Below are 25,032 nucleotides of genomic sequence, written 5' to 3'. Positions count from 1 at the left end.
CCGGCAACGCCGCGCACAGCCCGGCCTGACCTCGGAAGACCACAGCGCATGGAAATCTGGATCAACCCAGCCTGCTCCAAGTGCAGTTCCGCACTGTCCCTGCTGGACGCAGAGGGCACCCAATACACAGTGCGGCGCTACCTGGAACAGCCACCGACCACAGAGGAACTCGAGCAGGTACTGGACCGGCTGCACCTGGAGCCCTGGGACATCACCCGGATGGGAGAACCAGCCGCGGCCGACCTGGGCATGGACACCTGGACGCGGGACGCGGCGCACCGCGACCGCTGGATCACAGCCCTGGCCACCCAGCCCATCCTCATCCAACGCCCGATCATCACCGCGGACGACGGGACAGCGGTCGTGGGCCGATCACCTGACGCCGTACGGTCAGTCCTGCGCTGACCCAGCACGATACGGACACACGATCCAACCCACCTTCGCTGACCTGAGCCTGGAACCGGTGTCAGTGCTGCCGAAGCCGCAGGTCGCGTGATCGCTACGGTGCTCTGCCCAGCGATCGCAAACATCCGCCATCTACGGAGAACAGTCACAGCACACACGATCGGCCGCCGCAGGCGCCCGTCAACCACGGCAGGGCGCCGACGTCTGGTGCAGCAGGCTGCTCCCGGGTAGCGGGTGGTGGCTGGTTGCGGGCCTGGTGTGGGCGGTGTTCGTTGTAGTGGTAGACCGTCCGCAGCAGCGTGGCCACCACACTGATGAGCTCCTGCTCGGCCCTGCGGCGGCGCTCCAGCAGCCAGTGCGGGAAGTAACTCCCGCTCCGCAGCTTGGGGATGGCCAGCTCGACCGTTCCCGCCCTCCTGTCCCACCTCGCGCGGGCGGTAGCCGTTGCGGTGGTTGACTCCCTCCTCGCTGACCTGCCCCTATTCGGCGTTGCAGAGGGCGTCGGCCTCCGGAGACATGAGCGCGTCGGCGAACGTTTTGACCATCGCGCGCAGCAGATCGGGACTCGCTGCGACGAGGTTGTCTTCCGCGAGGACATGCAGCGGCACACTGTCTGGCGCGGTCATGGCGCTGATCTCCTTCGTGACTCGACATCTCGAAGATCAGCCGGTGGCCGTTCATCTATGCGGGCATCAGCCAGAAGCCGGAGCAAACCCCCGGATCGGGTCGAACCGGTACACCACTTCACCGGGTTCCTCCGAGGATGCCCCGGCCTTTAGGCCGGGGAGGAATCGGACTCCTGCGGAGCAGGACAGGAAATAGGGGTTTCGCCTCCAGGGCGAAAGACCGTCCACCCGCGACGAGGTGAGCGAGCCCGTGGCGATCAAGAGGTCTCGTAACTGGTTTGGTGGTCCTGGCGCACTGAGTTGATCTTGGCGTCCAACTCGTTGATCATTGGATCTCGTGTCCGACACCCCGCCGCTGCCGAGCTACGCGGAACTGATTGCACTCGTTGGCGAGTTGAGGGCCGAGCTGACGGCCGCCCGGGCCGAGATCGCTGAGCTGCGCGCGGAGAACGGTGAGCTGAAGCGGCGTCTGGGGATGAACTCGAAGAACTCCTCCAAGCCGCCGTCCAGCGACGGGCTGGCGAGGCCGACGTCGCTACGTAAGCCCTCGGGCCGAGGCCCGGGCAAGCCCCGCGGCGGCGCCGGGGGCGCGCTGATGCAGGTCGACGAGCCCGACGCGATCGAGGTCCATTCCCCGACCGCCTGCCTGGGCTGCGCGGGTGACCTGACCGGGGCCGAGGTAGTCTCCATCGAGCGGCGGCAGGTCTTCGACCTGCCCGAGATCCGCCTGCGGGTGACCGAGCACCGCATCGAACACCGCCGCTGCGCCTGCGGGCAGGTCAACGCTGCCGCCACCCCTTCCGACGCCCCCGCCGCCCCGGCCCAGTACGGGCCGCGGCTGAAGAGCCTGGCGGTCTACCTGCTCACTCGCCAGCACCTGCCCTATGAGCGGTGCGCCGAACTGCTGGCCGACTGCCTGGACGCGGATGTGGCCACCGCGACTCTGCTCGGGTGGGCCGGGCAGGCCGCCGAGGCAGTCGCCCCGCACACCGAGGCCGTGCGGCAGCAACTCATCGAGTGCGAGGTGGTCGGCTTCGACGAGACCGGCACCCGGATCGCGGGGCGCACCTGCTGGGTACACACCGCCTGCACCCGCTCGCTGACGCTCTACCAGGTCCACACGAAGCGCGGCGTGAAGGCGTTCGAAGCCATGGGCGTCCTACCGCACTTCACCGGCATCGCGGTCCACGACGGCTGGAAGCCCTACAAGACGTACACCGACGCGGTCCACGCCCTATGCAATGCCCACCACCTGCGCGAACTGGCCTCCGTCGTGGACAACGCGCCTGCCGGCCACCCCGAGGACTGGGCCGAAGAGCTGGCCGCGCTGCTGGTGGACACCTGGGACGAGATCAAGAACATCCAGACCGCGCACCCTCACGCCACCGGCTTCACCGTCGACGCCCTCGAACGCCTCACCGCCCGCTACGAGGAGATCATCGCCGCCGGACGGACCCTGCACCCGCCCCGCGCCCCCGGCGAACCACGCCGCAAACGGGACAAGGCCGCGAACCTGCTCGACCGCCTCGACACCGAAAGCCACCAGGTGCTCCGGTTCGCCTTCGACTGGCGGGTGCCCTTCGACAACAACACCAGCGAGCAGGCCATCCGGATGGCCAAGATCCAGCAGAAGATCTCCGGCGGCTGGCGCACGGCACCCGGAGCCGAGCGCTTCTTCGCCGTGCGCGGCTACCTATCTACCGCCGCCAAGCAGGGCCGCAACCTGCTCGACACCATCACCCGACTCTTCGACGGCCGAGGCGCCTGGATCCCCACCCCAGCCTGACCACCAAACCAGTCACGAGGTCTCAAGTGTCAGTCCTCCCGGGTAGGTTCGGATGCATGACGACAGACGCGACCACGGAGGGGGCCGGGCATGCCCGGTACTCCTTCCGTGTGCGCCTGTCGGCTACCGCGCGGCGCGCACTTGAAGCGGAGTGGGACCGCTGCCGGTGGCTCTGGAATGAATGTGTGGCCAAGTCGAAGCAGGTCCACCAGCGAGCCAAGGAGTCCGGAGAGAAGCTGACGTGTGGTCCGGCGCAGTTGGACAAGATGCTGACCGAGGCCCGCAGGGTGACGCCGTGGCTGGCCGAGGGTGCGTCGGTGCCGCAGCAGCAGGTGATTGGGGACTTCGCCAAGTCGCGGGCGAAGGCGTTGAAGGACATCAAGGACGGGCTTCCGCAGCACCGCCGGGCCGGGATGCCCCGCTGGAAGAAGAAGCGGGAGGCCAGGCCGAGCCTCAACTACACGAAGCGGGGTTTCCGCCTCAAGGACGGTCGTCTGCACCTTGCGGGCCAGATCGTGGTGAGCGTGGTGTGGTCGCGGGCTCTTCCGGCCGACCCGTCGAGTGTGCGCGTGTACCAGGACACGCTCGGGCACTGGTATGTGTCCTTCGTTGCCCCCGCGCAGAGCGAACCGCTTGCCCTCACGGGGCGCGTGCTTGGTGTGGACTGGGGTGTGAAGGAGACGGCCACCACCACGGATGACGCCTACGATCTCCCGCATGGCGAGCACGGCAAGCGGGCCGCGCAGGGGCTCGCCCGCTACCAGCGGATGATGGCCCGGTGCCGGCGTCCGAAGGGCCGGCCCGCATCCAAGGGCTACCGGAAGGCGCAGGCACAGGCCGCGAAGCTGCACAAGAAGATCGCGGGGCAGCGGGAGGACACCGGCCGCAAGTGGGCCAAGTCCGTGATGCGTGATCATGACGGGGTGGCGGTGGAGGACTTTCGCCCGAAGTTCCTCGCGAAAACCACGATGGCCCGCAAGGCGGCCGATGCCGCCATCGCCGCCACCAAACGCGCTCTGGTCGAGATGGGGCGCAAGCACGCACGGGACGTCCGCCTCGTGCACCCGGCGCACACCACAATGGACTGCGCGCAGTGCGGAGCGAGAACCAAGCACGCACTACCTCTCTCGATGAGAACCTATGCCTGCACCGCGTGCGGAGCCGTCTCGCCCAGGGACAAGAACTCCGCCCGCGTGATGCTGGTCCGGGCAGGTTGGAACCCGGACGGTGCCGAGGGCGTAAGACCTCCTGAGCCGCCGGCTCAGGTGGCGGCCTGAGCCGTGAATCCCCACGCAGCCCTGGAGGGTGGAGAATCCCCTCCCTTCAGGGAGGGGAGCCTTCAATGGACGCAACCGCCGTCACCGCCGCGGCCTGCGGCGACGGACTTTTCGAGCGGCACAGGATGACGGGTCGGCGTAGCGCAGCAGTACGCCCACACGCTCGCGCAGACGCAGCTGCTCTTCGGGCACCAGGACCAGTTCGGCCCTCGTGCTCACGAGGGCGCGGGTCAGGGCCGCTTCGGCCCGTTCCTCGCGGACGTCCCGTACGCCGTAGGAGCACAGTTCCTGTTCGGTGAAGGCGAGTTGACGGGGGTCCGGACCGACCCACAAGCGCAGCCCGGACTCGGGATGGTCGTTGAGGAATAGTGCTCTGACCTGGCCGCGCTGCAGGGCCGATATGGCGGCGGAGATGCCTTCGGCCGAGGCCCCGTCGCGCGCCTGCTGTGCGAGGAAAGCATCCAGCAGGGTCCGGTCATGCGCCGTCATGCGACCGCCGAAGAGGCTTTCGAGCCCGTGTTCCATGAGTGCCCGCCCCGGCGTCGACTCGCCCACGCCTTCCACCGCGGTGACCTGCCCGCGCAGGGAGGCGGGAAGCCGGCGGATGAGGATGCCGCGGGCCCAGATGTCTCCCGCGACGACCACTTCTTCGGCGCCGATACGCCGTGCGTGGCCCTCCAGCTCTCGGCCGATCACTTCAGAGGCGTGCAGCCAGTCGGCAACGGGGACGTCCTCGTGCAGGCGGTGCGCCGGCGTGACCTTGGTCAGGGGCCATGTGCCGACCTCTGCGTCGACACGCACGGTCCCGGTAGCGTCCGTTGAGTGACGGCCGCTGTAGTGGACGTGGATCGCCAGGTACGGGAGTCCGGGTGCGTGCTGGATGATCAGCGGCATGGTGTCCGGCAGCGTGCCGAAGTGCGCTGCGTTCCGCGCGGGCGGGATGGGCAGCTCGTCCAGCAGTGCCAGTCGGCCATGCGCTGTGAACACGGCCTGCCCGTGAGTGCCGGGGACATCGGTGTCGCAGCCCACCATGCGCGCCACCGCGGTGATGGAGCCCTGGTCCGCTCCCTCGGACATCAGGGCGTCTCGCAGATGCCGCCACCGCAGTGCTATGGCGGCGTCGGGATCCTCGATGGCGCTGTCGCGAGACGTGTCCAGATACACCGACGCGAAGGGACCGGACTGCTTGTACAGGGGTTCGAGAAAGGAAAGTCTCATGGCCGCTCCCCAGCACGCTGTCGACCCCTTCGGGACGGAACGACCGAAGCGCCATGATGCGTAGGGGCGTCGCGGCCGGCGGGCCGCCAGCAGCCGACACGATCTCACTCTCGTTGGGGGTCTCGTTCGGAACTGGTCTCGGCTTGCATCCGGACACCGGGGCTGCCGCACCTCCCGCAGCGAGATCGGCGGGTGGTGGTCTGCGTATGCCGGACCGGGCTTGATGCCTCTCGGCAGAGGACGTCGCGGGACGACTCTGCGGCGACCCGTGCGTGCCGGTATGCGCGCAACGTGGCGGCGAACCGCGCTGGCGGAATGGCCTCGATCGACGGCTAAGGGGCAGAAGCGTCCGCGGTTTCCGCTGCGGACGAGGGCCGCGTGACGCGCCGGACCGGGAGCACCAGGACTCGGGGATCTCGATGCCGTCTCGCTTGACGCCGGACAGTTCTGCCTCGATCACGTACGCGTCATCGATCTCCCTCATGTCCGCCGCGGTTCGCCCAGCCCAGTGCCGTCGGCACGGCTGCGGCGGTTTCCAGGAGCCGGTTCATCCGCTCGCCGAGTTCGTCGAACTCGGCGGTGACCGGTTCACCGAGTCCAAGGGCATGGGACGGTCATCGCGATTCATCTCCGGGAACAGTGATATTCAGGTCACTTTCCATGGTGCACGTCCCCGCGCAACCGGGCGACTCCTTCACCAGTCGTCCCGTTGACGCTGCCCTTTGTTGCCGCCCGCTCATGCGCCAGCGAGGGGCGGCCACGAGGGCGACGGCACGCGCGGCCTGCCAGATCGTCCGCGCCCGTGGGGGCCACACGGATCGTGCTCGCCGTCCCTATGGCACTCCATGACCGGACCGAGCGGCTTGGCGAGGACGCCGACGAGCCGCTTGATCCAGGTACTTCATCTTCCCGTGGTTGCCGAGGAGCGCCTCATCGGTGTGATCTCCTTCGGCGACCTGTTCTGGCAGCTGACGCAGGAACTGGCGGACCTGGCGGCGGTGGTCGACGCTGCCCGGAAGATCCCCGAGACCTTTCACGGTACGAAGCGGGCGCCGTTGCTCGACGGCTGACACGGCTGTAGTTCAAGACATCCCTCAGCGCCGTGACGCACCTGGATCCGCACCACAAACCTGTACACAGACAAAAGGAGGACCACCCGCTCCTTGAGGGGTCCCAATTGCGTGGTGCACGGTTTCTCTCCGCTGCCCTCGCGATTGTTGCCGGAGCCGGGTCCGTCGGCTGCAGCAGGCCACGGGACAGTGCACCTGGTGGAGTACCGCAATGGCTGACCCGGCCGAGTGCGGCGCCCATGGGGCAAGCGAGCCCACGATCGCTCACCACCGTGCCGAGCGGGCGAGGCGGCCCCTGCAACGACCGGACCGGATGCAAGAGGAGCACAGTGGAGGTGGGGGCGAGGCAGCGTCCACCGCGCGACGCGCAGGTTGGAAGGAGACGCGACCATGACCACCCAGCACAGCACTGTCAGCGAAGTGATGACCCGCGATGTTGTCACCGTCCGCCCGGACACCTCGTTCAAGGAGATCACGTCCGTCCTGTCCAGCCACGGGATCAGCGCGGTGCCCGTGGCCGACGAGCATGGTGCGCCGTTGGGACTGGTGTCCGAAGCCGATCTACTCCGCAAGCAGGCCGAACAGCCCGACGAGTACGGTGGGCAGGCAGCACCGCCTGGGTGGCCGCATGAGAAGGCCAAGGCACGCGCGGAGAACGCCGCCGGGCTGATGACCACTCCCGTGGCCACCGCCCACACCGATTGGACGGTCGCCGAGGCGGCCCGTGCGATGGACCGCCAGCACGTCAAGCGACTGGTGGTCGTGGACGAGACAGACCACATCGTCGGCATCGTCAGCCGCCCGGATCTGCTGCGCGTCTTCCTGCGCCCCGACGAGGAGATCCGCGAGGAGATACGCGACGAAGTCCTCACAGCGATATTGCGGCTGACCGGACAGGAGGTGCAGGTCCAGGTTCACGATGGCGTCGTCACGCTGCGTGGCGAGGTCGAGAACCGCAGCACCGCCCAGATCGCCGAACGGCTCGCCAAGGGCGTGGACGGCGTGGTCACCGTCAGGCCGATGATCGACTACGCCATCGACGACAGGGCCGCAGAGGACCAACCACAGTCAGGCGTCGAGCGCATCGACCCCCGTCGCGGCGACGTGTAGCGCCTCCCGCGGGCCCCTGGATGCCTCGTGCGCGATGCGTCCGCGTTCTGGAGGACAACCGGCGCGCCGGGTTCCCATGCCCGGCGTGCGTCAGCAGTGCCTCGAGAGGTTCGTCATGGTGAAGGCGGTCGATGAACTCGGCGAGCAGCGGGGCCATGGACGGGATCAGGATGTCTGCGGCCGCGCAGGGCGCAGACCAGGCGGGTGAAGTTGAGCGGGGGCAGGCTGCTGGCGCGTACGAGCTGGTGGAACCAGTCCTCGCTGACGCCTGTCGCAGCGAGGCGTCGGCGTAGGCACGGCTGGCGCTCATTGACTGGGCGGTGCGCCGGGAACGCCGTCATCATCGAGGACGACTACGACGCGGAGTTCCGCTACGACCGGGATCCGTAGGCCATACACCTTTGCAGCTAGGTGAGGCGTAGCCACTGACCAGCGGCTACGCCTCAGCGGGTGGCAGCGGATCGGCCACATAGGAACCCTTGGCAGGCAGGGTCTCGACCAGCCCCCGTTCCCGCAGCTCACGAACGGCACGGCGCACGGTCCCAGCGCTGACGCTGTAGGTATCCGCTAGCTCCCGCTCGTTTTCCAGTCGACCGCCCGGCGGAATCTCCCCAGCGCGGATACGGCGCTCAAGGTCATTTGCTACGCGTTGCCATTCGTAGATCACAGATCCCATGGTCTGTGCACACTGCGCGCCCCACACTTTGACTAGCACGCTGTGCACAGTGTGCACATTGTGCGTAGGATGGACTCCCGCAAGCGAAAAACGCCCCGGCAGGAAGCGGCTACTTCCGTACCGGGGCTCACCGAGAAACGGAGTCTCGGCTATGCGAAACCTTATCGCCGCGCTTATCGCGTGGCTCGTGCCGTCCAGCGGCAAGCACCGGGCGGCAACTGTGCCGGCAGCGCCAGCTCGAACCCTTCCCGCTCCGCGCAGCCAGCGTCCGGCGGTAGTCATCGAGGCGAATCACCTTCCGCTAGTGCGCCCGTACGTCGTGGCTCATGAGCGAGAGCGGCAGATTCAGCGAGAACGGCGCACTGCGGCAGTACTCGCGACGTTCGGCATTGACTATCCGTACGGGCCCCAGGGGCGTGCGGCATGAACCACCTTCGACGCCTCCCGTTCAACGGGCCGGAAGGCAAGCCAGCGTTCGTTCCAGCCAACAACCCGGACGGCGCGCTCTCACGGTTCGCCGACGCTATCGAGGCTCACCAACTGGCCGTAGGCCAAACGATTTTGGCGCTGGTGCGCCCGATGCTCGATGTCGCGCTGACAGCGGATGAGGCGCGCTACATGCTGCGGCGTACGGCGGAATGCCTCAGCGACGCGCTAGGCGTGGCGGAGTCGCGCGGCCAGCGGCTAGGGCTGTCTGACGAACCTATTTCCGGCGCTGTCGCTGAGGTACTGAGCAAAGCACTGAAACAGGGGATGTCTGACGCACAGTGAGACGGCGCAAGCGGGTAGCGCGCAGCAGTACATGACCCAACCGTCCCTCAAACACACGAAGCCTCGTATGCGCCCTGCGAGATTCGTAGACGTCAACGGGGCTTCGTCGCTTCCTGGGAGCCGGGCTGTGCAGGCCGCATTCTCTCCGAACAACTTCGTCCCCGACGGGCTCGTTACCGACCATGCGGGCCCGACAACGGTCGCGATGGGGACATATGGGCCGCGGTCGGCCCGCCCACGGATCCGGCCGCGCCCGGACGCCGCCCGACTCAACACAGCCGGAGAGATGCCTGGCTGGTGCGAGCATGCGTGGTCGGCCCCATGAGCCCGACCACGGCAGCGCAGGGGGCATGTTGCCGAATGGTGAGCGCTGGACGGGGCTGGTGGCCGTCGGCTTGGCCGGAGCTGCGGTCTGAGTTAGGTCACCCTGGGGGACACAGGCCGTGGTTGGGGCTGTGGTCGGGCCGAGCACAGTTCCAACCAAGCCGCGGAGGCGACTGATCACCACAGCGGCCGGAGGGCGTGGCAATGATGGCGGTGAGCCCGGGATCCGCCCACAGGGAGGGCAGTTCACGACGCGGGCTCTGCGCAGCGCTCCGGCGTCAGTCTTGGAGCTGATTGCGCACGATCTCCCGACTGCGCAGTCCTGGCCGATGTTCGCTCGCCTGTATGCGCAATCGCGCGCACATGGCCGATTGCGCAGACCCTGGGTCTGTTGCGCAGCCGTCTGCGTGAGCATTCGTTCTTTCGCTGCGCAGCGGCAGGGTGCGCGGCTGCTCGTGGAGCGGGCCGGATCCGCTTGGTCGGAGCCGGCCATGAACCCAACCACGGCGTTCCAGTGCGCACAATTGGGACGTCACCGTTGGTCGGGGGTATGGCCGGCGGTCTGGTCGCGAGCGGCGGGTGAGCTGCCGACCTCGGCGCCGAGCACGCTTCCTCGCGCCTCATCACCGCCGCCGTAAGCCAGCTTCACCGTTCTTGCCACCCGTACCAACTCATACAGACGAAGGCGCGATGCGCGGCCACGACACGGGGGTTTTGTTGTGAGGTGATGGCGGAGGACCAGTTCACCCAGATCCCTGACGACCTCTACCCGGACTGTGCGCTCCCACCTCACCTTCCGCGCCTACGGAAACCTCCGGCTCATCACCATCGGCCGCGACGGCTGGCGCGAGGTGACGCCGAGCCGGCCCGGCTGGGGCCGGATGCCACGGATGCGGTCAGCTTCGTTCAAAAGGGAGGTGAAGGGCGCTACGTGTTCCGGGCGTGCGAGGCGGCCGGGAGGCATGCTCGGCCCGGCCGGCTGCGCACTTCATCATGGTCATGCTTGAGTGCTGCGAGGGTGATGCCACCCTCGCAGCAGCTGCGCGCACCCGAAAGAATGACGTCGCAGTTCCGGCCCGGCGGCTTGGCGGCGCAGTTTTGGTAGAGGTCGCTTGGGATCTGTGGCGCTGACTCATGCGTTGACTGGCGCGGAATCTGTTGCACCATCTCCTGACCACGGCCGTTGAAGGGCCTTCGAATACTGCAGGGCAGATGGCGAATTGGCCATGGTCGGGGAGCTGACATCCCCTCTGCTGCCGCTGCTCCCTGCCCGAATGATGAATGAAGAGAGAAGGTGGGGGCGGGCGTCGTCGGTGCGGCGGCATCGGGGATCGGGCCGGGCTTTTTTGGGTTGCGCGTCGGCCGGGCCTCCGCGCTGCGGCGCTGACGTGCCGGGGGGCTGGCCGGTCCGGATCGGCCTGTTGACGGCGTGCCGGCTCAACAGAACCGGACGATCTTTTGGAGACCCCGGCCACGGCAGCCCGCCGCTGCGACGACGAACTGGCTCCCTGACGCCGACGAGCCCGACACCGCCCCGATCCCGGTCTGTGTACTCCCGGCATGGGCCATCGACAAGGTCTGCACCGACTTCGTCAGACGCCCCGAGCACCTGCCCGTGTCGCTGCTGAAGAGCCGCCACGATCGAGGAATCGGGCAGGTCACCGGACCCTCACCCGCGGCCGGGCGAGCCGAGCGCGGGCCTGCGGACCGCGCTCGGGATCGGCACGCTCCTCAGGCCGTGCTCCCAGTCGTGCTACCCGCCGGCAGGCCGCGTGCCGACGGGTAGGATCAGACGCGTTCCGCCGCGAGCGCGGCCAACTCGCGGTCCACCGCCTGCTGGTGCAGCTCGGCGTCCTCACGGGCCCGCTTGGGGCTCCAGCGCCCGGTCATCAGGAAGACGAACGGCAGAAACAGCACTTGGCCGCCGACGCAGATCCACCACCAGGTCCGCCACTGGCCCGGCCCGTGGTGCGCGGCCTTTTGCACCGTGGTCCCGTACTTCTTCAGCAGGTCGAGCTGTGGCTGCGCTTTCTGCACGGTGGCCAGGTCCGCGGCGCCGACCTCCTGCTGCGCCCGCGCGGCGACGTCCGGAGGCACCTTGCCCGGGGCGTACGAGCCGAGTTCGGCGAAGGTCTGCGGATGGGCGCCGACGATCGCGAGCGCGGGGGCGGCCTGCTTCTGCGCCGCGGCGACCTCGGTGCCGTGGTCGACGAGCGGCGTGACCGAGGTGACCAGCACCGGGATGAACGCCGCGGAGACCGCGACGACCACGCGGATCGTCCACCCCCACACCGCGAGGCCGGTGGCGGTGGCGGCCGGGTTGTGCTTCTCGACGGTCTCGGTGAAGCTCGCCATCCACGGCGCGTAGGCGATGCCGCTGAACACGCCGATGGCCACGAACAGCCAGGCGAAGGTGTAGTAGTCGGTGGCCGGGTGGGCGGCGCGGGTTGCGAACACGGCCGTGGCGATGATCGAGCCGAGCGCGCCGATGATCATGAACGGCTTGCGGACCCTGATCCGGTCGGAGAGCAGGCCCACCACGACCAGCGCGATCGCGTTGGGGGCCCAGTACCAGTTGGCGACGGCGTTCGCCCGCTGCTCGCTGTAGCCGTAGGTGGTGGCGAAGAAGACCACGAAGTTGCCGACCGCGGCGAAGTACAGCAGTAGGTAGATGGAGATGGCCACGGCTGAGCCGGTGACGTCCAGCCGCAGCATCTGCCGCCATTCCCCCCGGCGGGCCAGCGCCGGGTCGATGCCCTTGGCGCGCGCCTCGATGAGCGCCCGGTCCCGCAGGGTGACCATGATCTGGTCGCGCAGGGCGGGTGACAGCTCGCGCAGCGCAAAGAGCGCGAACACGAACACCACGAAGCCGGAGAGCGCGGAGTAGCGCAGTTCGTCCTGCCAACTGGAGGTGTCCAGGGTGCTGCTGGTGACAACGGTGACGACCAGGCTGCCGACGACCGGGCCCATCGTCCAGGCGCCCATCGCCGTGGCCCGGCCCAACTGCGGCGAGAAGTCCCTGATCAGTGCGGGCGTGGCCACCAGCACCACGCCCTCGACAAAGCTGACCAGTGCGAACAGCACCAGGTACGTCGCCTTGCCGTCGGCGTTGGGCAGCCCGAAGTACACCAGCAGCGAGGCGGCGAGCAGTCCGTAGACGACCATGTTGGCGCGGCCCCACCGGTCGGCGAGCCCGGCGGCGAGCGAGGCGAAGGCGCCGACGGCGTTGCCGATCACCGACACCCACACGAAGTAGCGGTAGGTCATACCGAAGTGGGTGATGATCGACGTCGCGACCGCGTACTGAATGTAGAGCATGTAGTAGAGCACCACGGTGGTGACGACAACGATCGTCAGATACGCCAGCCGGCGCCCGGTGGCCGGATACGCGGTCAGGTCCCGGCGCAGCAGCCGGGCGAGTGTGCTACGGGCACCGGCGGCCGGGGCTGAGGGCCCCGGTCTGCCGTCGTCGAGTGACGTCGGAGTGGCGGACATACGGCTCCTCCAAACGTTGCAGGAATACCGGTGGGGTCGCCTCGGAACAACCAGAACTCGTACGGCGGGGTCCGAGTTGGGCCGAGGGTAGTACCGACCGGTCGGCATGCCTAGGGGGTGCGCGGCGCGCGTTCCCCGCCCCGAAATCCGGCCTCCCCGCCCCTTGATCCCCTTCGTGAGCCAGGGCGCATCCTTGACGCCCCGCCCGCCACGCTGCCGTAGGAGTCGCAACGGAACCCCGGCAACTCGCCCCTGAAGGCGACGATGTCGTCGTCCTCCCAGCCCGAGGATGTACGGCGCGGCTTCTAGCCGGGCGGATGGGTCTAAACCACCTGGCTCTTGGTCTGGACCATTGACATGTGCATGAGCTGGACGTATGGAAGGCAGTGGATGGCGCAAGTTCCCATTCCTTCGCGTACGAGGAAGGGCTCCACATGTTCGGACCTTGCACCCGCGGATGGCCCCGGACCCTTACGCGGCTGTTCGCACTGTTCGCTGTGCTGCTCGGCTTGCAGGCCGGCTCGGTACACGCCGCCCAGGCGGCGCCTGCCTTCAAGGTGATCGCCTTCTACGACGGAACCTATGACGCGGCGCACATCAGCTTCGTCCACGAGGCCAACTCCTGGTTCCCGCAGGCTGCCGCGCAGTACGGCTTTTCGTACACCTCGACCAACGACTGGAACCAGCTGAACACCGCCAACCTGGCCAACTACCAGGTGGTGATGTTCCTCGACAACTACCCCCACACCGCCGCGCAGCAGTCCGCGTTTCAGACGTACATGAACAACGGTGGCGGCTTCCTGGGTTTCCACGTCTCGGCCTTCAACACCGACAGCAGCGACTGGCCCTGGTACCACAACACCTTCCTCGGCACGGGCACCTTCCAGACCAACACCTGGGGGCCGACCTCCGAGGCGCTGAGGATCGACGACTCCACTCACCCGGCGACGGCGGGCCTGCCGGCCACCATCAGCTCCTCGGTCAGCGAGTGGTACAGCTGGCAGTACGACCTGCGGCAGAACCCGGCCATCGACATCCTCGCGTCGATGGACCCCTCCACGTTTCCGGTCGGCACGGACCCCAACCAGTCGTGGTACAGCGGCTACTACCCGATCGTCTGGTCCAACCGCAACTACAAGATGATCTACGCCAACTTCGGCCACAACGCCATGGACTACTCCACCAACACCACCCTGTCCTCCACCTTCGCCAGCGCGCAGCAGAACCAGCTGCTCATACAGGGCCTGCGTTGGCTGGGCGGACAGTCAGGCCCGATCACTCCGCCGCGCCCCACCGGTCCGATCCACGGATACGGCGGCAAGTGCGTGGACATCGCGGGTGCCAACAACGCCAACGGCACTGCGGTGCAGCTGTACGACTGCAACGGCACGTCTGCGCAGAACTGGACGGTAGCCGGCGATGGCAGCCTGCAGGCACTCGGCAAGTGCATGGACGTCACCTCGGGAGGCACCGCGAACGGCACCAAGGTGCAGCTGTACGACTGCAACGGCACCGGCGCGCAGAAGTGGCAACCGGGTACGGCCGGCGCGCTGGTGAATCCGCAGTCCGGGAAGTGTCTGGACGCCACGGGCCCCAGCTCCGCCAACGGCACACGATTGCAGATCTGGTCGTGCACCGGCGCGGCCAATCAGAGCTGGACACTGCCTTCCTGACCGTCTGAGGGGCACACTGCCTGCTCCGTCGTGGACACGCAGCGGGCCGGCGCAGTTTGAACGACGGGGCGCCTACGAGAGGCAACGGCCGTCGGCTCACCTGCGTCAGCCCGTTGTCGGCGTTCCTTGGACTCCCCACGCCGTGTCACTTCGACGGCCATTCAAGAAGCCACGGCGCAGGGAGCCATCTGCCGGCAGCAGTCGCTGACGAGGAGTCGGAAAGGACGGTGGCCCGCTGGCCCAGGCGCGGCGTGGCCCCTGGCAGGCTTCCGTTACTGCCTGCGGGCGGCCGCCCAAGCCGAGGCGTAGCCGAAGCTGTTGAGGGCGCAGTGTACTACCATGGGCGCGATCAGGCTGCCGGACCGGCGGCGCAGTTCGCACAAGAGCACGCCAGCGATGCCCGTGCCGACGACGGCGGCGGCGACGGACCGGATGACGCCGGCAGTCCCGGCACCGAAGACGCCTTCGGCCGCCGTGTTGGCCTTGGTGAGTCCCCGCGACGGGGGCACATGCCAGAAACCGAACAGAGTGGACGAGACCGCCGTGGCCCACACGGGGCCACGAAGCCGGATGATCAGGGCCCACAGGACGCCGCGGAAGCCCACCTCCTCCAGCAGCACCGTGCCGAACGGCACGCGCACCAGAACCCGGAACAACTGCTTCGCGGCAGAAAGGCCGACGGCGCGCTTGTCCTTGAAGGCCTCGTGGGTGAACGGCATGTGCCACGCGAGGAGGTAGACGGCGAGGACGGCCCCGGCCAGGACGAGGCCCCAGTCCAGCCCACGCTGCACCGAGACCGGACCGAGCCCCAGCTCCTCCCAGCTCACACCGGACCGGCGTGCGATCGTCACGAGCAGCGCGGCCGCGGTGACGCACACCGGGACGTACCAGTCGTCGGCCAGCACAGTGGTCAGCGTGCTCGCAGCCGCGAGCACGCTGACCGCGAGGAGCAGCGAATGCATGGTCTCTTCAGCATCCCTGACGCACGGAGATCCGGCAGGTCACGGCGCGCCGAGTAGACGGGCGCACCAGTACGGTTGGCCCGCGATGGACCAGTGCGGGCCGGGCTGGTGGTGACGAGCGCGACGATTCTCCCAGACGAATGAGTGCCGTCGCGAATGTACGGTCCGTGGTGGGGTGTGCGGTGGTGCCCAGGATTCGGATGCACCTCGTCGAATGCTCGATGACGGCAAAGATGTACAGCTCGCTTCGCTCAGGGTCTCGCACAGGTCGCAGGCGAGCGGGGCCCCGGCCTGGCTGTTTCTTGCCGCGGATCGCATGGGAGCATATGCTCCTAATGGGCGATGGTCCGATCGCGCGTCAGCCTTGCAGCCGGGCGCGTGGGTCTACCGGCCCCGCCCGCGCCCCCCACAGATCAAGGAGTCATCTGCCATGACCGATCTCGTCACGACGGCCCTCGAGGCGCACGGCGGCCTGGACCGCTACCACCGGTTGAGCTCGGCGACCGCGCATATCCGCGTCGGGGGTTCGCTGTGGCGACTGAAGGGACGGGAGGGGATCTTGGATCATGCGGCCGTACGGATCGACCTGCACCGGCAGCACGCGAGTCACTCACCCTTCACCGCGCCCGACCTGCGGACCTCCCTCACCCCGCAGAGGGTGGCCGTGGAGACGGTCACCGGCGAGGTGAAGGCCGAGCGGCTCGATCCCCGTGCGTCGTTCCCGGACGACGTGCGCGCCCCTTGGGACGATCTTCACGTCGCCTACTTCGCCGGGTACGCCATGTGGACCTACCTCACATCCCCTTTCACCTTCACCTCTCCCGGATTCGAGACCGCGGAACTGCCTTCGGTCACCGAAGAGGGACAGACGTGGAGGCCCCTGAAGGTCACCTTCCCGGACCACATCGCCACGCACTGCCGTGAGCAGGTCTTCTACTTCGACTCGAACGGGCTGCTGCGCCGGCACGACTACACTCCCGAGGTCATCAACGCCGGGCCTGCCGCGCACTACCCCTCCGAGTACCGGGAGTTCGACGGCATCATGATCCCGACCCGGCGCCGCGTCTACCGGCGTACCGAGGACGGAACGGTGGCCCGGGACGTGGAACTCGTCACCATCGACGTCGAAAGTGTCCTGTTCGTCTGACACGCGAGACCGTCGACCCGTGCACGAGTTCCGCCAAGAGTGCGTACGGCAACGCTGCACGTCAGCGACCTGGCGCGGGCGCTCCCGGAATGTCACCGCGGAAGCCGGATCTCCCGCTTGAGGATTTTTCCGGTGGGGCCTTTGGGCAGGGCGGGGAGGAGCCAGACGTTGCGGGGGTACTTGTAGGGGGCGACGCGTTCCTTCACGAAGGCCCGCACGTCTTCGGCCGTGACCTGAGCATCCGGGGTGAGGACGACGGCTGCGGAGACCTCCTCGCCGAGGGATGCGTGCGGGACGCCGACGACGGCTGCCTCGACGACGTTCGGGTGCTCGTAGAGCACCTCCTCGATCTCCCGCGGGTAGACGTTGTACCCGCCTCGGATGATCAGGTCCTTCTTGCGGTCGACGACGAAGAAGTAGCCGTCGGCGTCCTGGCGGGCCAGGTCTCCGGTACGGAACCATCCGTCCGGGATCGCCTCGGCCGTCGCGTCGGGCCGGTTCCAGTAGCCCGCCATGACGTTGTGGCCCCGAATGGCGATCTCACCGACTGCACCGACCGGGACGTCCTGGCCGGCGACGTCCACCAGGCGCACCTCGACACCGTCGATCGGGGTGCCGATCGAGCCGGGCTTGCGGGTGCGGTCGAGGTGGTTGAACGTGACCACCGGTGAGGTCTCCGACAGTCCGTAGCCCTCGGCCACCGCACAGCCGAAGCGCTTCTCGAAGGCGTGCAGCACCTCCGTCGGCAGCGCAGCCCCGCCGGAGACGCACACCCGCAGGTCACCGGCCTCGGGGGCGGTGGCGGACGGGGGCTGGTGCAGCAGCGCGTTGTACATCGTCGGCACGCCCTGGAAGACGGTCACCCGCAAGGCGTCGAGCAGCGCCAGTACCTCGGCCGGGTCGAAGCGGGGCACGAGGACCAGGCAGGCGCCCTGGCGGACCGCCGCGTTCATGCCGCAGGTCTGGCCGAAGGCGTGGAAGAGCGGAAGGCAGCCCATCACCACGTCCTGCGGCCCCACGTGGATCACCCGCTCGGCCACGACCTCGGTGTTCAGACCGAGGTTGTGGTGGGTCAGCGCGGCGCCCTTCGGCCTGCCGGTGGTGCCGGAGGTGTAGAGGATCACGGCGAGGTCGTCGTCACCGCGCTGTGTCTCCGCGCCGACCGGCTCGTGGTCCTCTGCCTGCGACAGGATCGGGTCGACGGGGATCACAACGGTTCCCGTGACACCGGCTGCCACCGCGGCTTCCGCGGCGGCGCCCTCGTGCACGAACAGGCGGCACGCGCCCGAGTCGACCAGGCAGTGCTCGATCTCGCGTGCCTTGAGCAGCGGGTTCATCGGCACGACGACTCCACCGGCCCGCAGGATGCCGTAGTAGAGCGCCACGAAGGCCGGCACGTTGGGCAGCATCACGCCCACCCGATCACCGACCGTCACGCCTTCCGCACGCAGCATCGCGGCGACGCGCGACGCGGCCGCGTCCAGCTCCGCGTACGTCAGCACGTCGTTCCCGAACCGGAGGGCAGGGCGATCGGGGTGACGCAGCGCTGTCTCCGACAGATTTCCCGCGATGTTCGACATGCGTCCTCCGTAAGTTGTTAGACGGCCCGGGAGAGCCGGATGTGGCTGATGTGTCCTTGCCTTCAGTGGCTTCACAGGAGTGGCCGTCCGGCTCTCCGGGGCGCCCCGGGCTGCTGATTGAGATGTGCGCGCCGCGTGCGGTCGCTGATTACGGAGATGACAGCGGGGTGTTCCTCGGGCCGACGGCATGCCGTGCGGAACGAGGAGGGGCGAGTGAGCGAGCGGAAGACTCAGGTCTGGGCCGGTATCGACGCGGGCAAGGGCCATCACTGGGCTGCCGTGGTCGACGAGACCGGTACGACCCTGTGGTCGAAGAAGATCGACAACGACGAGTCGACGATCCTGACCGCACTCGGCGACATCCTGGACCTGGCGGACGAGGTCCGCTGGGCGGTGGACATCTCGGGCACGTCCTCCGCGCTGCTGCTGGCATTGCTCGCAGCCCACGGCCAGCAGGCCGTCTACGTGCCCGGCCGCACGGTCAACCGCATGTCCGGCGCCTACCGCGGCGAGGCGAAGACGGATGCCCGCGACGCCTACGTCATCGCCGAAACCGCCCGGCACCGACGGGACTTCGCCGCCATCGACGTGCCCGCGCAGCTGGCCGCCGACCTCGCGCTGCTGACCGCCCACCGCACCGATCTCGTGGCCGACCGGGTGCGGATGATCAACCGCCTCCGCGACGTGCTGACCGGCGTCTTCCCGGCCCTGGAGCGGGCCTTCGACTACAGCAGCCATAAGGGCGCGCTGGTCCTGCTGACGGGCTACCAGACTCCGGCCAGCATCCGCCGCCGCGGCCGGACGCGGCTGACAGCCTGGCTGGCCAACCGCGGCGTGCGCGGCGCCGACGCGGTGGCCGCGACCGTGCTGGAGGCGGCCCAGGCCCAGCAGACCGCGCTGCCCGGCGAGGACGTCGCCGCGCAGATCGTCGCCGACCTGGCCATGCAGATCCTCGCCGTGGACGACCGGCTCAAGCGCGTAGACCGGCAGATCAGCGAGACGTTCCGAAGCCACCCTCAGGCCGAGATCATCGAGTCCATGCCAGGCATAGGACCGATACTCGGTGCGGAGTTCGTCGTCGCCGCGGGTGACCTGACCACTTACGCGGACGCCGGCCACCTCGCCTCCGCGGCCGGGCTGGTGCCCGTCCCGCGCGACTCGGGCCGCCGTACCGGAAACCTGCACCGGCCCAAGCGTTACAGCCGTCGCCTGCGCCGGGTCTTCTACATGTCCGCGCAGACCAGCATGATGCGCGAGGGGCCGAACCGGGACTTCTACCTCAAGAAGCGCGACGAAGGGCTCAAGCACGTCCAGGCCGTCATCGCCCTGGCCCGCCGACGCGCCAGCGTCCTGTGGGCACTCCTGCGCGACAACCGGGTCTTCACCTCCGCCCCGCCGGTCACGCAAGCGGCTTGACTGCGTCATTGAGACTCCTGTTAACAGCCCGGTAACCCCCGAACGCCGGGTACAGACTGTCGCCCGTGCGGGCCGTCACCAATGGACCGGCGAACAAGAAGACCGCGGGATGTGTTGTTCTCAGGAACAACCTGACGGCGGACGTTCCCTGGAAACTGGGCGATACCTTGTCGGCCGGGACAAGCACACCCCGTACTCTGGCCTCGTGCAGCGTCGCCCGCCCGTACCCGAGATCGCTGCGATGGCACAGTCCCTGCGCCCGCGGCTGCCCGACCTCGTCGAGCGCGCCACCCGCCGTATCCGCGACGAGATCGACATCTACGGCCCCTCCGGCACTGTGCCGGAGGCAGAGCTGCGGGCATCGCTGCGGCGCAACATCGACAGCATGCTCGCCCAGTTCGCCCGCGGCAGCGAACCGGACCTCACCGAGCCCAGCGAGACTGGACGCCTGCGCGCGGTCCAGGGCGGTCCGCTGCCCGACGTCCTGCGCGCCTACCGGCTCGGGTTCGCAGAGGTGTGGACGGTCCTGACCGAGGAAGCCTCGCGTCGCCAGGTGGACCCGTCCGTTTTGGTGCGCGCGGCGACCGACGCGTGGCAGCTCGCGGACGAGTACAGCGACGCGCTGACCTCCGCCTACCGGCGAGCTGCCGCCGAACTCGTCCGCGCCCAGGAGCGCGAACGGTCCGCCCTCACGGAGGCCCTGCTCAGCGGACGGATCACCGATCGAGGGACGTTGTGGGAGGTCGCCCAGACCCTCGGCCTACCCAGGAAGGGCCCCTTCGTCGCCGTTGCCGCCGAAGCCACCGCACTCGGTCAGGAGCCGCTCGGCGACGTCGAGGCGCAGCTGGCCGCGCACGGCATCCCCTCCGCCTGGACACTGCGGCCCGACCTTCACATCGGAATCGCGTCCCTGCTCCGCCCGGACGCCGATGACCTCACCATGAACGTCCTACGGCGCCTCGCCACCTCCCGCGTGGGAGTGAGCCCGGCCTTCGCGTCGCTCGACGGCACCGGCCAGGCTCTGCGGTACGCCCGCCTCGCCATGAGCGGCCAGCCGGCCGGGACGGCCGAAGTGGTCCGCTTCCAGGACGACCCGCTCACCGTGGTCATGGCCGCGGCTCCCGAAGCCGCCGCCGACATCGCCCGCAGGGTCATGGGCCCGGTTCTGGACCTCGACAGCGACGCACGCGCCCTGCTGCTCGACACGTTCCAGTGCTGGATCGACGCCGCCGGAAACGCCACCGCGACGGCACAGGCCCTGCACTGCCACTCCAACACCGTCCGCTACAGGCTGCGCAAACTCGAAGACCTCACCGGCCGTTCGCTCCAGACTCCCGGCGACACCGCCGAGCTCGTCGCGGCGTTGCGTGCCGTCGGATTCCTTCCGGGCACCTCGACGGACTCCACCCCGCCTTGATGAACTCATCCCTCCAGTCCCGAACCGTGTGGCTCCGCGGTGGCGGTCGCATGCGTTCGCGCGTCTTGTCGTCATCCTCGTGATCCACGACCGGCAGACCCATCTGGCAAGCCCACCAACGGCACCCACGGTCGAATGGTGAAAAGGCGAACGAAAATAAGGGGATTCTGCGATTCCATTGTCCGGGTCGCCGGTTCGTCCGGGGTCGGCTCCTCGCTCCGGCGGATTTGGGTAGACGTCGGCGAGTCTCCTGGAACGGACCACCGCGAGGAGGCGAGCCCCAAGAATCTTCCGCCCGAAATCGACGCGGTGGGCACGGCCGCGGCGACGAACTGGGTCGGTGACACGAGCACGCCTCCCCCGGGGGACGCCTCCGGGCCGATCCGGTCCGGGTACGTCGGCAAGTGCGTGGACATCGCGGGCGCCGGCACCGCCAACGGCACCGCGGTCCAGTTGTACGACTGCAACGGCACCAACGCCCAGAACTGGACGGTGGGCAGCGACGGGACCCTGCGAGGGCTCGGCAAGTGCATGGACGTCACCGGAGCCGGCACCGCCAACGGCACCAAGGTCCAGCTCTACGACTGCAATGGCACCGGCTCGCAGGTCTGGCAGAAGTCCGGCAGCGCGCTGGTCAACCCGCAGTCCGGAAAGTGCCTGGACGCGACCGGACCCAGTTCGGCCAACGGGACCCGGCTGCAGATTTGGAGCTGCGCCGGCACCGTCAACCAGCAGTGGACACTGCCTTCCTGAAGCGTTGCCACGGCTCCCGGCTGCCCGAGGCGTGAACGCGGGTGGGGGCCCGCGGGTCCTGTGCTCCCGCTCGGGCAGCCGCATCACTACCGGCCGAGCCCATCGGGCCCGGCCGGGCCTCGTGTGCCCCTCGCGCCGCCTAGACGGGTCTCTGTCGGCGAAGTGGGTAGTGACGTGCCGGCCCGCACCGCGCGCAGGCCGGCAGCACACTCAGCGCCAGCCGAGCTCCGGTGCCACGTGGGTGAGGATGCTCTCCAGCACATGGGCGTTGTAGTCGACCCCGAGCTGGTTCGGGATGGTCAGCAGCAGGGTGTCCGCGGCCTGGATGGCCTCGTCTTCCTGGAGCTGCTTCACCAGCACGTCCGGCTCGGCGGCGTACGAGCGTCCAAAGATCGCCCTGGTCGTGTCGTCGATCATGCCGATCTGGTCGCGCGAGTTGCGGTCGCGGCCGAAGTAGGCCCGGTCCAGGTCGTCGGTCAGGGCAAAGATGCTGCGGCTGACCGACACGCGCGGCTCTCGCGCGTGGCCTGCCTCCTTGTACGCCTCGCGGTACGCCTCGATCTGCTTGCGCTGCTGGACGTGCAACGGTTCGCCCGTCTCGTCGTCCTTCAGCGTGGAGCTCTGCAGGTTCGTCCCCAGCTTTGCGGCCCAGACGGCGGTCGCGTTCGAGCCGGAGCCCCACCAGATCCGCTCGCGCAGTCCCTCGGAGTGCGGCTCGATGCGCAGCAGCCCCGGCGGGTTGGGGAACATCGGCCGCGGGTTCGGCTGCGCGAAGCCCTTGCCCTCGAGCACCTTGAGAAAGGCCTCGGTGTTCCGGCGGGCCATGTCACTGCCGGTCTCGCCCTCGGCGGGGGTGTAACCGAAGTATCGCCAGCCGTCGATGACCTGTTCCGGTGATCCACGGCTGATGCCGAGTTGCAGCCGGCCGCCGGAGATGAGGTCGGCAGCACCGGCGTCCTCGGCCATGTACAGCGGGTTCTCATAGCGCATGTCGATCACGCCGGTGCCGATCTCGATCTTCGAGGTCCGTGCACCGATGGCCGAGAGCAGCGGGAACGGGCTGGCCGCCTGCTGCGCGAAGTGGTGTACGCGGAAGTACGCACCGTCCACGCCGAGCTCCTCGGCTGCGACCGCCAGGTCGATGGACTGGTGCAGGAAGTCGGCGGCGGACCGGGTCTTGGAGTGCGCACTCGGCGACCAGTGGCCGAACGAGAGGAAACCTATCTTCTTCACGCACGCTCAAAGCGTCGGGCGACCACTTTTGATTCCCGACGTCGGCACGCTGTGACCAGGCCGACCGTGCGGGTACGGATACATCATCCGGCCTGGTCATGCGGCATGTGCGTACTCGTGGAGGATGCCGCCGAGGCGATCGCATCGTCGGGTTGCCCGTCGGCCGGGCCTCCGCGCTGACGCGTCGGGGTGCCGGCCGGTGCGGTGATCCGCCTGCTGACAGCGTGGCAGGCTCACTTGGAACCGGACGGTCTTCTGGAGACGCCCGGCCCCGGCACCTCGCCCGCCGACCACGCTTGCACCTTCTCCGGCGGCACAGTCGACCTGCGCGATCAGTTCGCCCTCCGCGACGATCTGATGGAACGTCTCGTGATCGATCCATAGCCGTGGTGGCACCTCGCAGGCAAAGCCCGCGGCGTATCCGGGTCGTTGCCTGCCCGCCGGCAGGGCTCCGCCCGGCCCCGGATACAGGGCCACGAAGACGAGCGCTGCGCCTTCCGTCGCCGTCCCGGCCTGCCGCGGCGGACCGGGACGGCGGCGGCCCCTCACACGAAGGCGCTCTGCCCGGTGATCGACTTGCCGACGATCAGGGTGTTCATCTCGCGTGTGCCTTCGTAGGAGTAGAGAGCCTCGGCGTCGGCGAAGAACCGTGCAATGCCGTAGTCCAGCAGGATGCCGTTGCCGCCGAAGATCTCGCGACACCAGGCGACGACTTCCCGCATCCGCGAGGTGACGAAGCTCTTGGCCAGAGAGGAGTGCTCGTCACGGAAGATGCCGGCCTCCTGCAGCCGTGCGAGTTGCACCAACATGCCCCAGGACGCGGTGATGTTGCCCAGGCTCTTGACGAGCAGGTCCTGCACCATCTGGAACTTCGCTATCGGACGGCCGAACGCCATGCGCTTCTTGGCGTAGTCCAGGGCCAGTTCATACGCGCCGGTCATGAGGCCCAGCGACTCCCAGGCGACCCCGCTGCGGGTGGCGCGCAGGATCTCTGCGACGTCCCGGAAAGAATGGACGTTCTGCAGCCGGTTCGCCTCCGGCACCCGGACATCGGTCAGAGTGATCTCGGCGTTCTCCACGATCCGCAGTGCGATCTTGCCCTCGATCTTCTCCGGGCTGAACCCCGGCGTGCCCTTCTCGACGACGAATCCCTTGACCTGGTTGTCGTCGACGTCCCGCGCCCACACCACGACGTAGTCGGCGAAGGTGGCGTTGCCGATCCACCTCTTGGCCCCGTTGAGGACCCAGGTGTCGCCCTCACGCCGGGCAGTGGTGCGCATGCCGCCGGAGACGTCGGAGCCACCCAGGGGCTCGGTGAGCGCGAACGCGCCGATCTTGTCCATGGTGGCCATCCGGGGAAGCCACCGGTCGCGCTGTTCCTGGTCCCCGCCCGAGTAGATGGAGTAGAACGCGAGTCCGTCGTGGACGCCGAAGAAGGTGGCGACCGAGGCATCCGTGCGGGCCAGCTCCATCGCCAGCATGCCTCTGAGCAGGTGGCTGACCGCCGGCTGGTGCTCGCCGTAGCTTTCGTAGGCCAGCGCGGCCAGGCCGCTTCCTTGGAACTTCTCGATCAGTTCCTCGGGGAACTCGCCTTTGGCCCAGTGGTCGTTCACCAGCGGCTTGATCTCGTCCTTCATCAGGGCGCGGGCCTTCAGGAGGATCTTGCGTTCCTCTTCCGGGAGCAGCGACTCGTAGTGGTAGAAGTCCGCGGCCAGGTGATCTTCCAGCGGGACGATAGTGCTCATTTCAATTCTCCTTCGTGCGGGCGTGCTTGGCTGTGCTGTTGCGTGCGAACTGCACGGCGAGCTGCTTGCGGTCGCGTTCTTCAGCGAGGACTGCGCACATGCAAGGGCCTGAGCCCTTCGCCACGGGCTTCGCGAGCTGTTGCCGCTGCCCGGGGCTCATCGACGGTCGGCCGAGGGTCGGTCCTGCCGGGTGGCGTGCCCAAGAACCCGGGGATCTCCTTGCGTTCGTCGACGTGGGTGCGGCCGACGGAGGAGCAGAAGTCCACCGCCGCCTGGACGGCGTCCTCACCGGTGCGTTCGCCCGGCGCAACCTCGACCAGCGGGATCACGTGGGGGGAACGCGTAGCC

The 25,032-nt window shown here is 68.3% G+C and carries 20 protein-coding genes and 3 pseudogenes; 13 read left to right on the top strand and 10 right to left on the bottom strand.

Annotated elements, in window-relative coordinates; all coding sequences use genetic code 11:
* Positions 1 to 48: 48 nt before the first annotated feature.
* Entirely contained in the window at positions 49 to 405 is a 357-nt protein-coding gene (locus ACQEXA_RS11670) for an ArsC/Spx/MgsR family protein (RefSeq protein WP_432934939.1), read from the top strand.
* 298 nt (positions 406 to 703) lie between these two features.
* On the opposite strand, the pseudogene ACQEXA_RS11665 reads toward ACQEXA_RS11670, so the two are convergent.
* Positions 704 to 1,031 (bottom strand): annotated as a pseudogene (locus ACQEXA_RS11665) (transposase); the annotation flags it as partial.
* Positions 1,032 to 1,368: 337 nt separating this feature from the next.
* On the opposite strand from ACQEXA_RS11665, the gene tnpC reads away from it, so the two are divergent.
* Positions 1,369 to 2,817: an IS66 family transposase gene (gene tnpC, locus ACQEXA_RS11660; RefSeq protein WP_432920114.1), complete on the top strand. Its 1,449-nt coding sequence runs from the start codon at positions 1,369 to 1,371 to the stop codon at positions 2,815 to 2,817.
* A gap of 56 nt (positions 2,818 to 2,873) precedes the next feature.
* Positions 2,874 to 4,094 carry an RNA-guided endonuclease InsQ/TnpB family protein gene (locus ACQEXA_RS11655; RefSeq protein WP_433129674.1) on the top strand — a complete coding sequence of 407 codons (1,221 nt, stop codon included), beginning with the start codon at positions 2,874 to 2,876 and terminating at the stop codon, positions 4,092 to 4,094.
* Positions 4,095 to 4,175: 81 nt separating this feature from the next.
* On the opposite strand, the gene ACQEXA_RS11650 is transcribed toward ACQEXA_RS11655, so the two are convergent.
* Complete coding sequence (locus ACQEXA_RS11650; RefSeq protein WP_432934941.1) at positions 4,176 to 5,312, bottom strand: hypothetical protein; 1,137 nt, start codon at positions 5,310 to 5,312, stop codon at positions 4,176 to 4,178.
* A gap of 911 nt (positions 5,313 to 6,223) precedes the next feature.
* Here ACQEXA_RS11650 and ACQEXA_RS11645 point away from each other — a divergent pair.
* From ACQEXA_RS11645 to ACQEXA_RS11635, 3 genes are all read left to right on the top strand, one after another.
* Complete coding sequence (locus ACQEXA_RS11645; RefSeq protein ID WP_432934942.1) at positions 6,224 to 6,382, top strand: hypothetical protein; 159 nt, start codon at positions 6,224 to 6,226, stop codon at positions 6,380 to 6,382.
* Positions 6,383 to 6,772: 390 nt separating this feature from the next.
* Positions 6,773 to 7,492, top strand: a complete 720-nt coding sequence (locus tag ACQEXA_RS11640) for a CBS domain-containing protein (protein WP_433129672.1) — start codon at positions 6,773 to 6,775, stop codon at positions 7,490 to 7,492.
* 204 nt (positions 7,493 to 7,696) lie between these two features.
* A complete protein-coding gene (locus ACQEXA_RS11635; protein WP_433129670.1) occupies positions 7,697 to 7,882 on the top strand; it encodes a hypothetical protein in 186 nt (61 codons plus the stop codon).
* 46 nt (positions 7,883 to 7,928) lie between these two features.
* Here ACQEXA_RS11635 and ACQEXA_RS11630 read toward each other — a convergent pair whose 3' ends face one another.
* Positions 7,929 to 8,168, bottom strand: a complete 240-nt coding sequence (locus ACQEXA_RS11630; protein ID WP_433129669.1) for a GntR family transcriptional regulator — start codon at positions 8,166 to 8,168, stop codon at positions 7,929 to 7,931.
* A 423-nt stretch (positions 8,169 to 8,591) separates the two neighbouring features.
* Between ACQEXA_RS11630 and ACQEXA_RS11625 the strand changes: the two genes are divergently transcribed.
* The gene (locus ACQEXA_RS11625; RefSeq protein ID WP_433129667.1) at positions 8,592 to 8,939 is read left to right on the top strand and encodes a hypothetical protein; all 348 of its coding nucleotides are present in this window, start codon (positions 8,592 to 8,594) and stop codon (positions 8,937 to 8,939) included.
* A gap of 2,112 nt (positions 8,940 to 11,051) precedes the next feature.
* Here the strand turns inward: ACQEXA_RS11625 and ACQEXA_RS11620 are convergent.
* Entirely contained in the window at positions 11,052 to 12,758 is a 1,707-nt protein-coding gene (locus tag ACQEXA_RS11620) for an MFS transporter (RefSeq protein WP_433129665.1), read from the bottom strand.
* 434 nt (positions 12,759 to 13,192) lie between these two features.
* On the opposite strand from ACQEXA_RS11620, the gene ACQEXA_RS11615 reads away from it, so the two are divergent.
* On the top strand, positions 13,193 to 14,431 hold the full coding sequence (locus ACQEXA_RS11615) for a ThuA domain-containing protein (RefSeq protein ID WP_433129663.1): 1,239 nt from the start codon (positions 13,193 to 13,195) through the stop codon (positions 14,429 to 14,431).
* A 272-nt stretch (positions 14,432 to 14,703) separates the two neighbouring features.
* Here the strand turns inward: ACQEXA_RS11615 and ACQEXA_RS11610 are convergent, their stop codons facing one another.
* Positions 14,704 to 15,393: a CPBP family intramembrane glutamic endopeptidase gene (locus ACQEXA_RS11610; protein ID WP_432934947.1), complete on the bottom strand. Its 690-nt coding sequence runs from the start codon at positions 15,391 to 15,393 to the stop codon at positions 14,704 to 14,706.
* A gap of 169 nt (positions 15,394 to 15,562) precedes the next feature.
* Positions 15,563 to 15,690, bottom strand: a pseudogene (locus ACQEXA_RS11605) (integrase); the annotation flags it as partial.
* A gap of 133 nt (positions 15,691 to 15,823) precedes the next feature.
* On the opposite strand from ACQEXA_RS11605, the gene ACQEXA_RS11600 reads away from it, so the two are divergent.
* A complete protein-coding gene (locus tag ACQEXA_RS11600; RefSeq protein WP_433129661.1) occupies positions 15,824 to 16,540 on the top strand; it encodes a hypothetical protein in 717 nt (238 codons plus the stop codon).
* A gap of 92 nt (positions 16,541 to 16,632) precedes the next feature.
* On the opposite strand, the gene ACQEXA_RS11595 is transcribed toward ACQEXA_RS11600, so the two are convergent.
* Positions 16,633 to 18,120, bottom strand: coding sequence for a long-chain-fatty-acid--CoA ligase (locus ACQEXA_RS11595; protein ID WP_432934949.1), 1,488 nt, complete (start codon positions 18,118 to 18,120; stop codon positions 16,633 to 16,635).
* Between the two features lie 213 nt (positions 18,121 to 18,333).
* On the opposite strand from ACQEXA_RS11595, the gene ACQEXA_RS11590 reads away from it, so the two are divergent.
* The 3 genes and pseudogenes from ACQEXA_RS11590 to ACQEXA_RS11580 all read left to right on the top strand — a co-directional run.
* Positions 18,334 to 19,536 carry an IS110 family transposase gene (locus ACQEXA_RS11590; protein ID WP_433129659.1) on the top strand — a complete coding sequence of 401 codons (1,203 nt, stop codon included), beginning with the start codon at positions 18,334 to 18,336 and terminating at the stop codon, positions 19,534 to 19,536.
* 205 nt (positions 19,537 to 19,741) lie between these two features.
* The gene (locus tag ACQEXA_RS11585; RefSeq protein ID WP_432934951.1) at positions 19,742 to 20,953 is read left to right on the top strand and encodes a PucR family transcriptional regulator; all 1,212 of its coding nucleotides are present in this window, start codon (positions 19,742 to 19,744) and stop codon (positions 20,951 to 20,953) included.
* 348 nt (positions 20,954 to 21,301) lie between these two features.
* Positions 21,302 to 21,706 (top strand): annotated as a pseudogene (locus ACQEXA_RS11580) (ricin-type beta-trefoil lectin domain protein); the annotation flags it as partial.
* 210 nt (positions 21,707 to 21,916) lie between these two features.
* On the opposite strand, the gene ACQEXA_RS11575 reads toward ACQEXA_RS11580, so the two are convergent.
* Entirely contained in the window at positions 21,917 to 22,939 is a 1,023-nt protein-coding gene (locus ACQEXA_RS11575; RefSeq protein ID WP_360998604.1) for an LLM class flavin-dependent oxidoreductase, read from the bottom strand.
* 204 nt (positions 22,940 to 23,143) lie between these two features.
* Here ACQEXA_RS11575 and ACQEXA_RS11570 point away from each other — a divergent pair, with 204 nt between their 5' ends.
* Positions 23,144 to 23,323, top strand: a complete 180-nt coding sequence (locus ACQEXA_RS11570; RefSeq protein ID WP_432934952.1) for a hypothetical protein — start codon at positions 23,144 to 23,146, stop codon at positions 23,321 to 23,323.
* 161 nt (positions 23,324 to 23,484) lie between these two features.
* Here the strand turns inward: ACQEXA_RS11570 and ACQEXA_RS11565 are convergent, their stop codons facing one another.
* Together ACQEXA_RS11565 and ACQEXA_RS11560 are read right to left on the bottom strand one after the other, a co-directional pair.
* Positions 23,485 to 24,684 carry an acyl-CoA dehydrogenase family protein gene (locus ACQEXA_RS11565; protein ID WP_433129657.1) on the bottom strand — a complete coding sequence of 400 codons (1,200 nt, stop codon included), beginning with the start codon at positions 24,682 to 24,684 and terminating at the stop codon, positions 23,485 to 23,487.
* An 80-nt stretch (positions 24,685 to 24,764) separates the two neighbouring features.
* Positions 24,765 to 25,013, bottom strand: coding sequence for a hypothetical protein (locus ACQEXA_RS11560; protein WP_432934954.1), 249 nt, complete (start codon positions 25,011 to 25,013; stop codon positions 24,765 to 24,767).
* Positions 25,014 to 25,032: the final 19 nt, after the last annotated feature.

The sequence above is a fragment of the Streptomyces sp. CA-106110 genome, from assembly GCF_050936285.1.
Lineage (GTDB): Bacteria > Actinomycetota > Actinomycetes > Streptomycetales > Streptomycetaceae > Streptomyces.
Note: the sequence above shows the minus strand (reverse complement) of the source record. Positions and strands in the feature narration are given on the sequence as shown.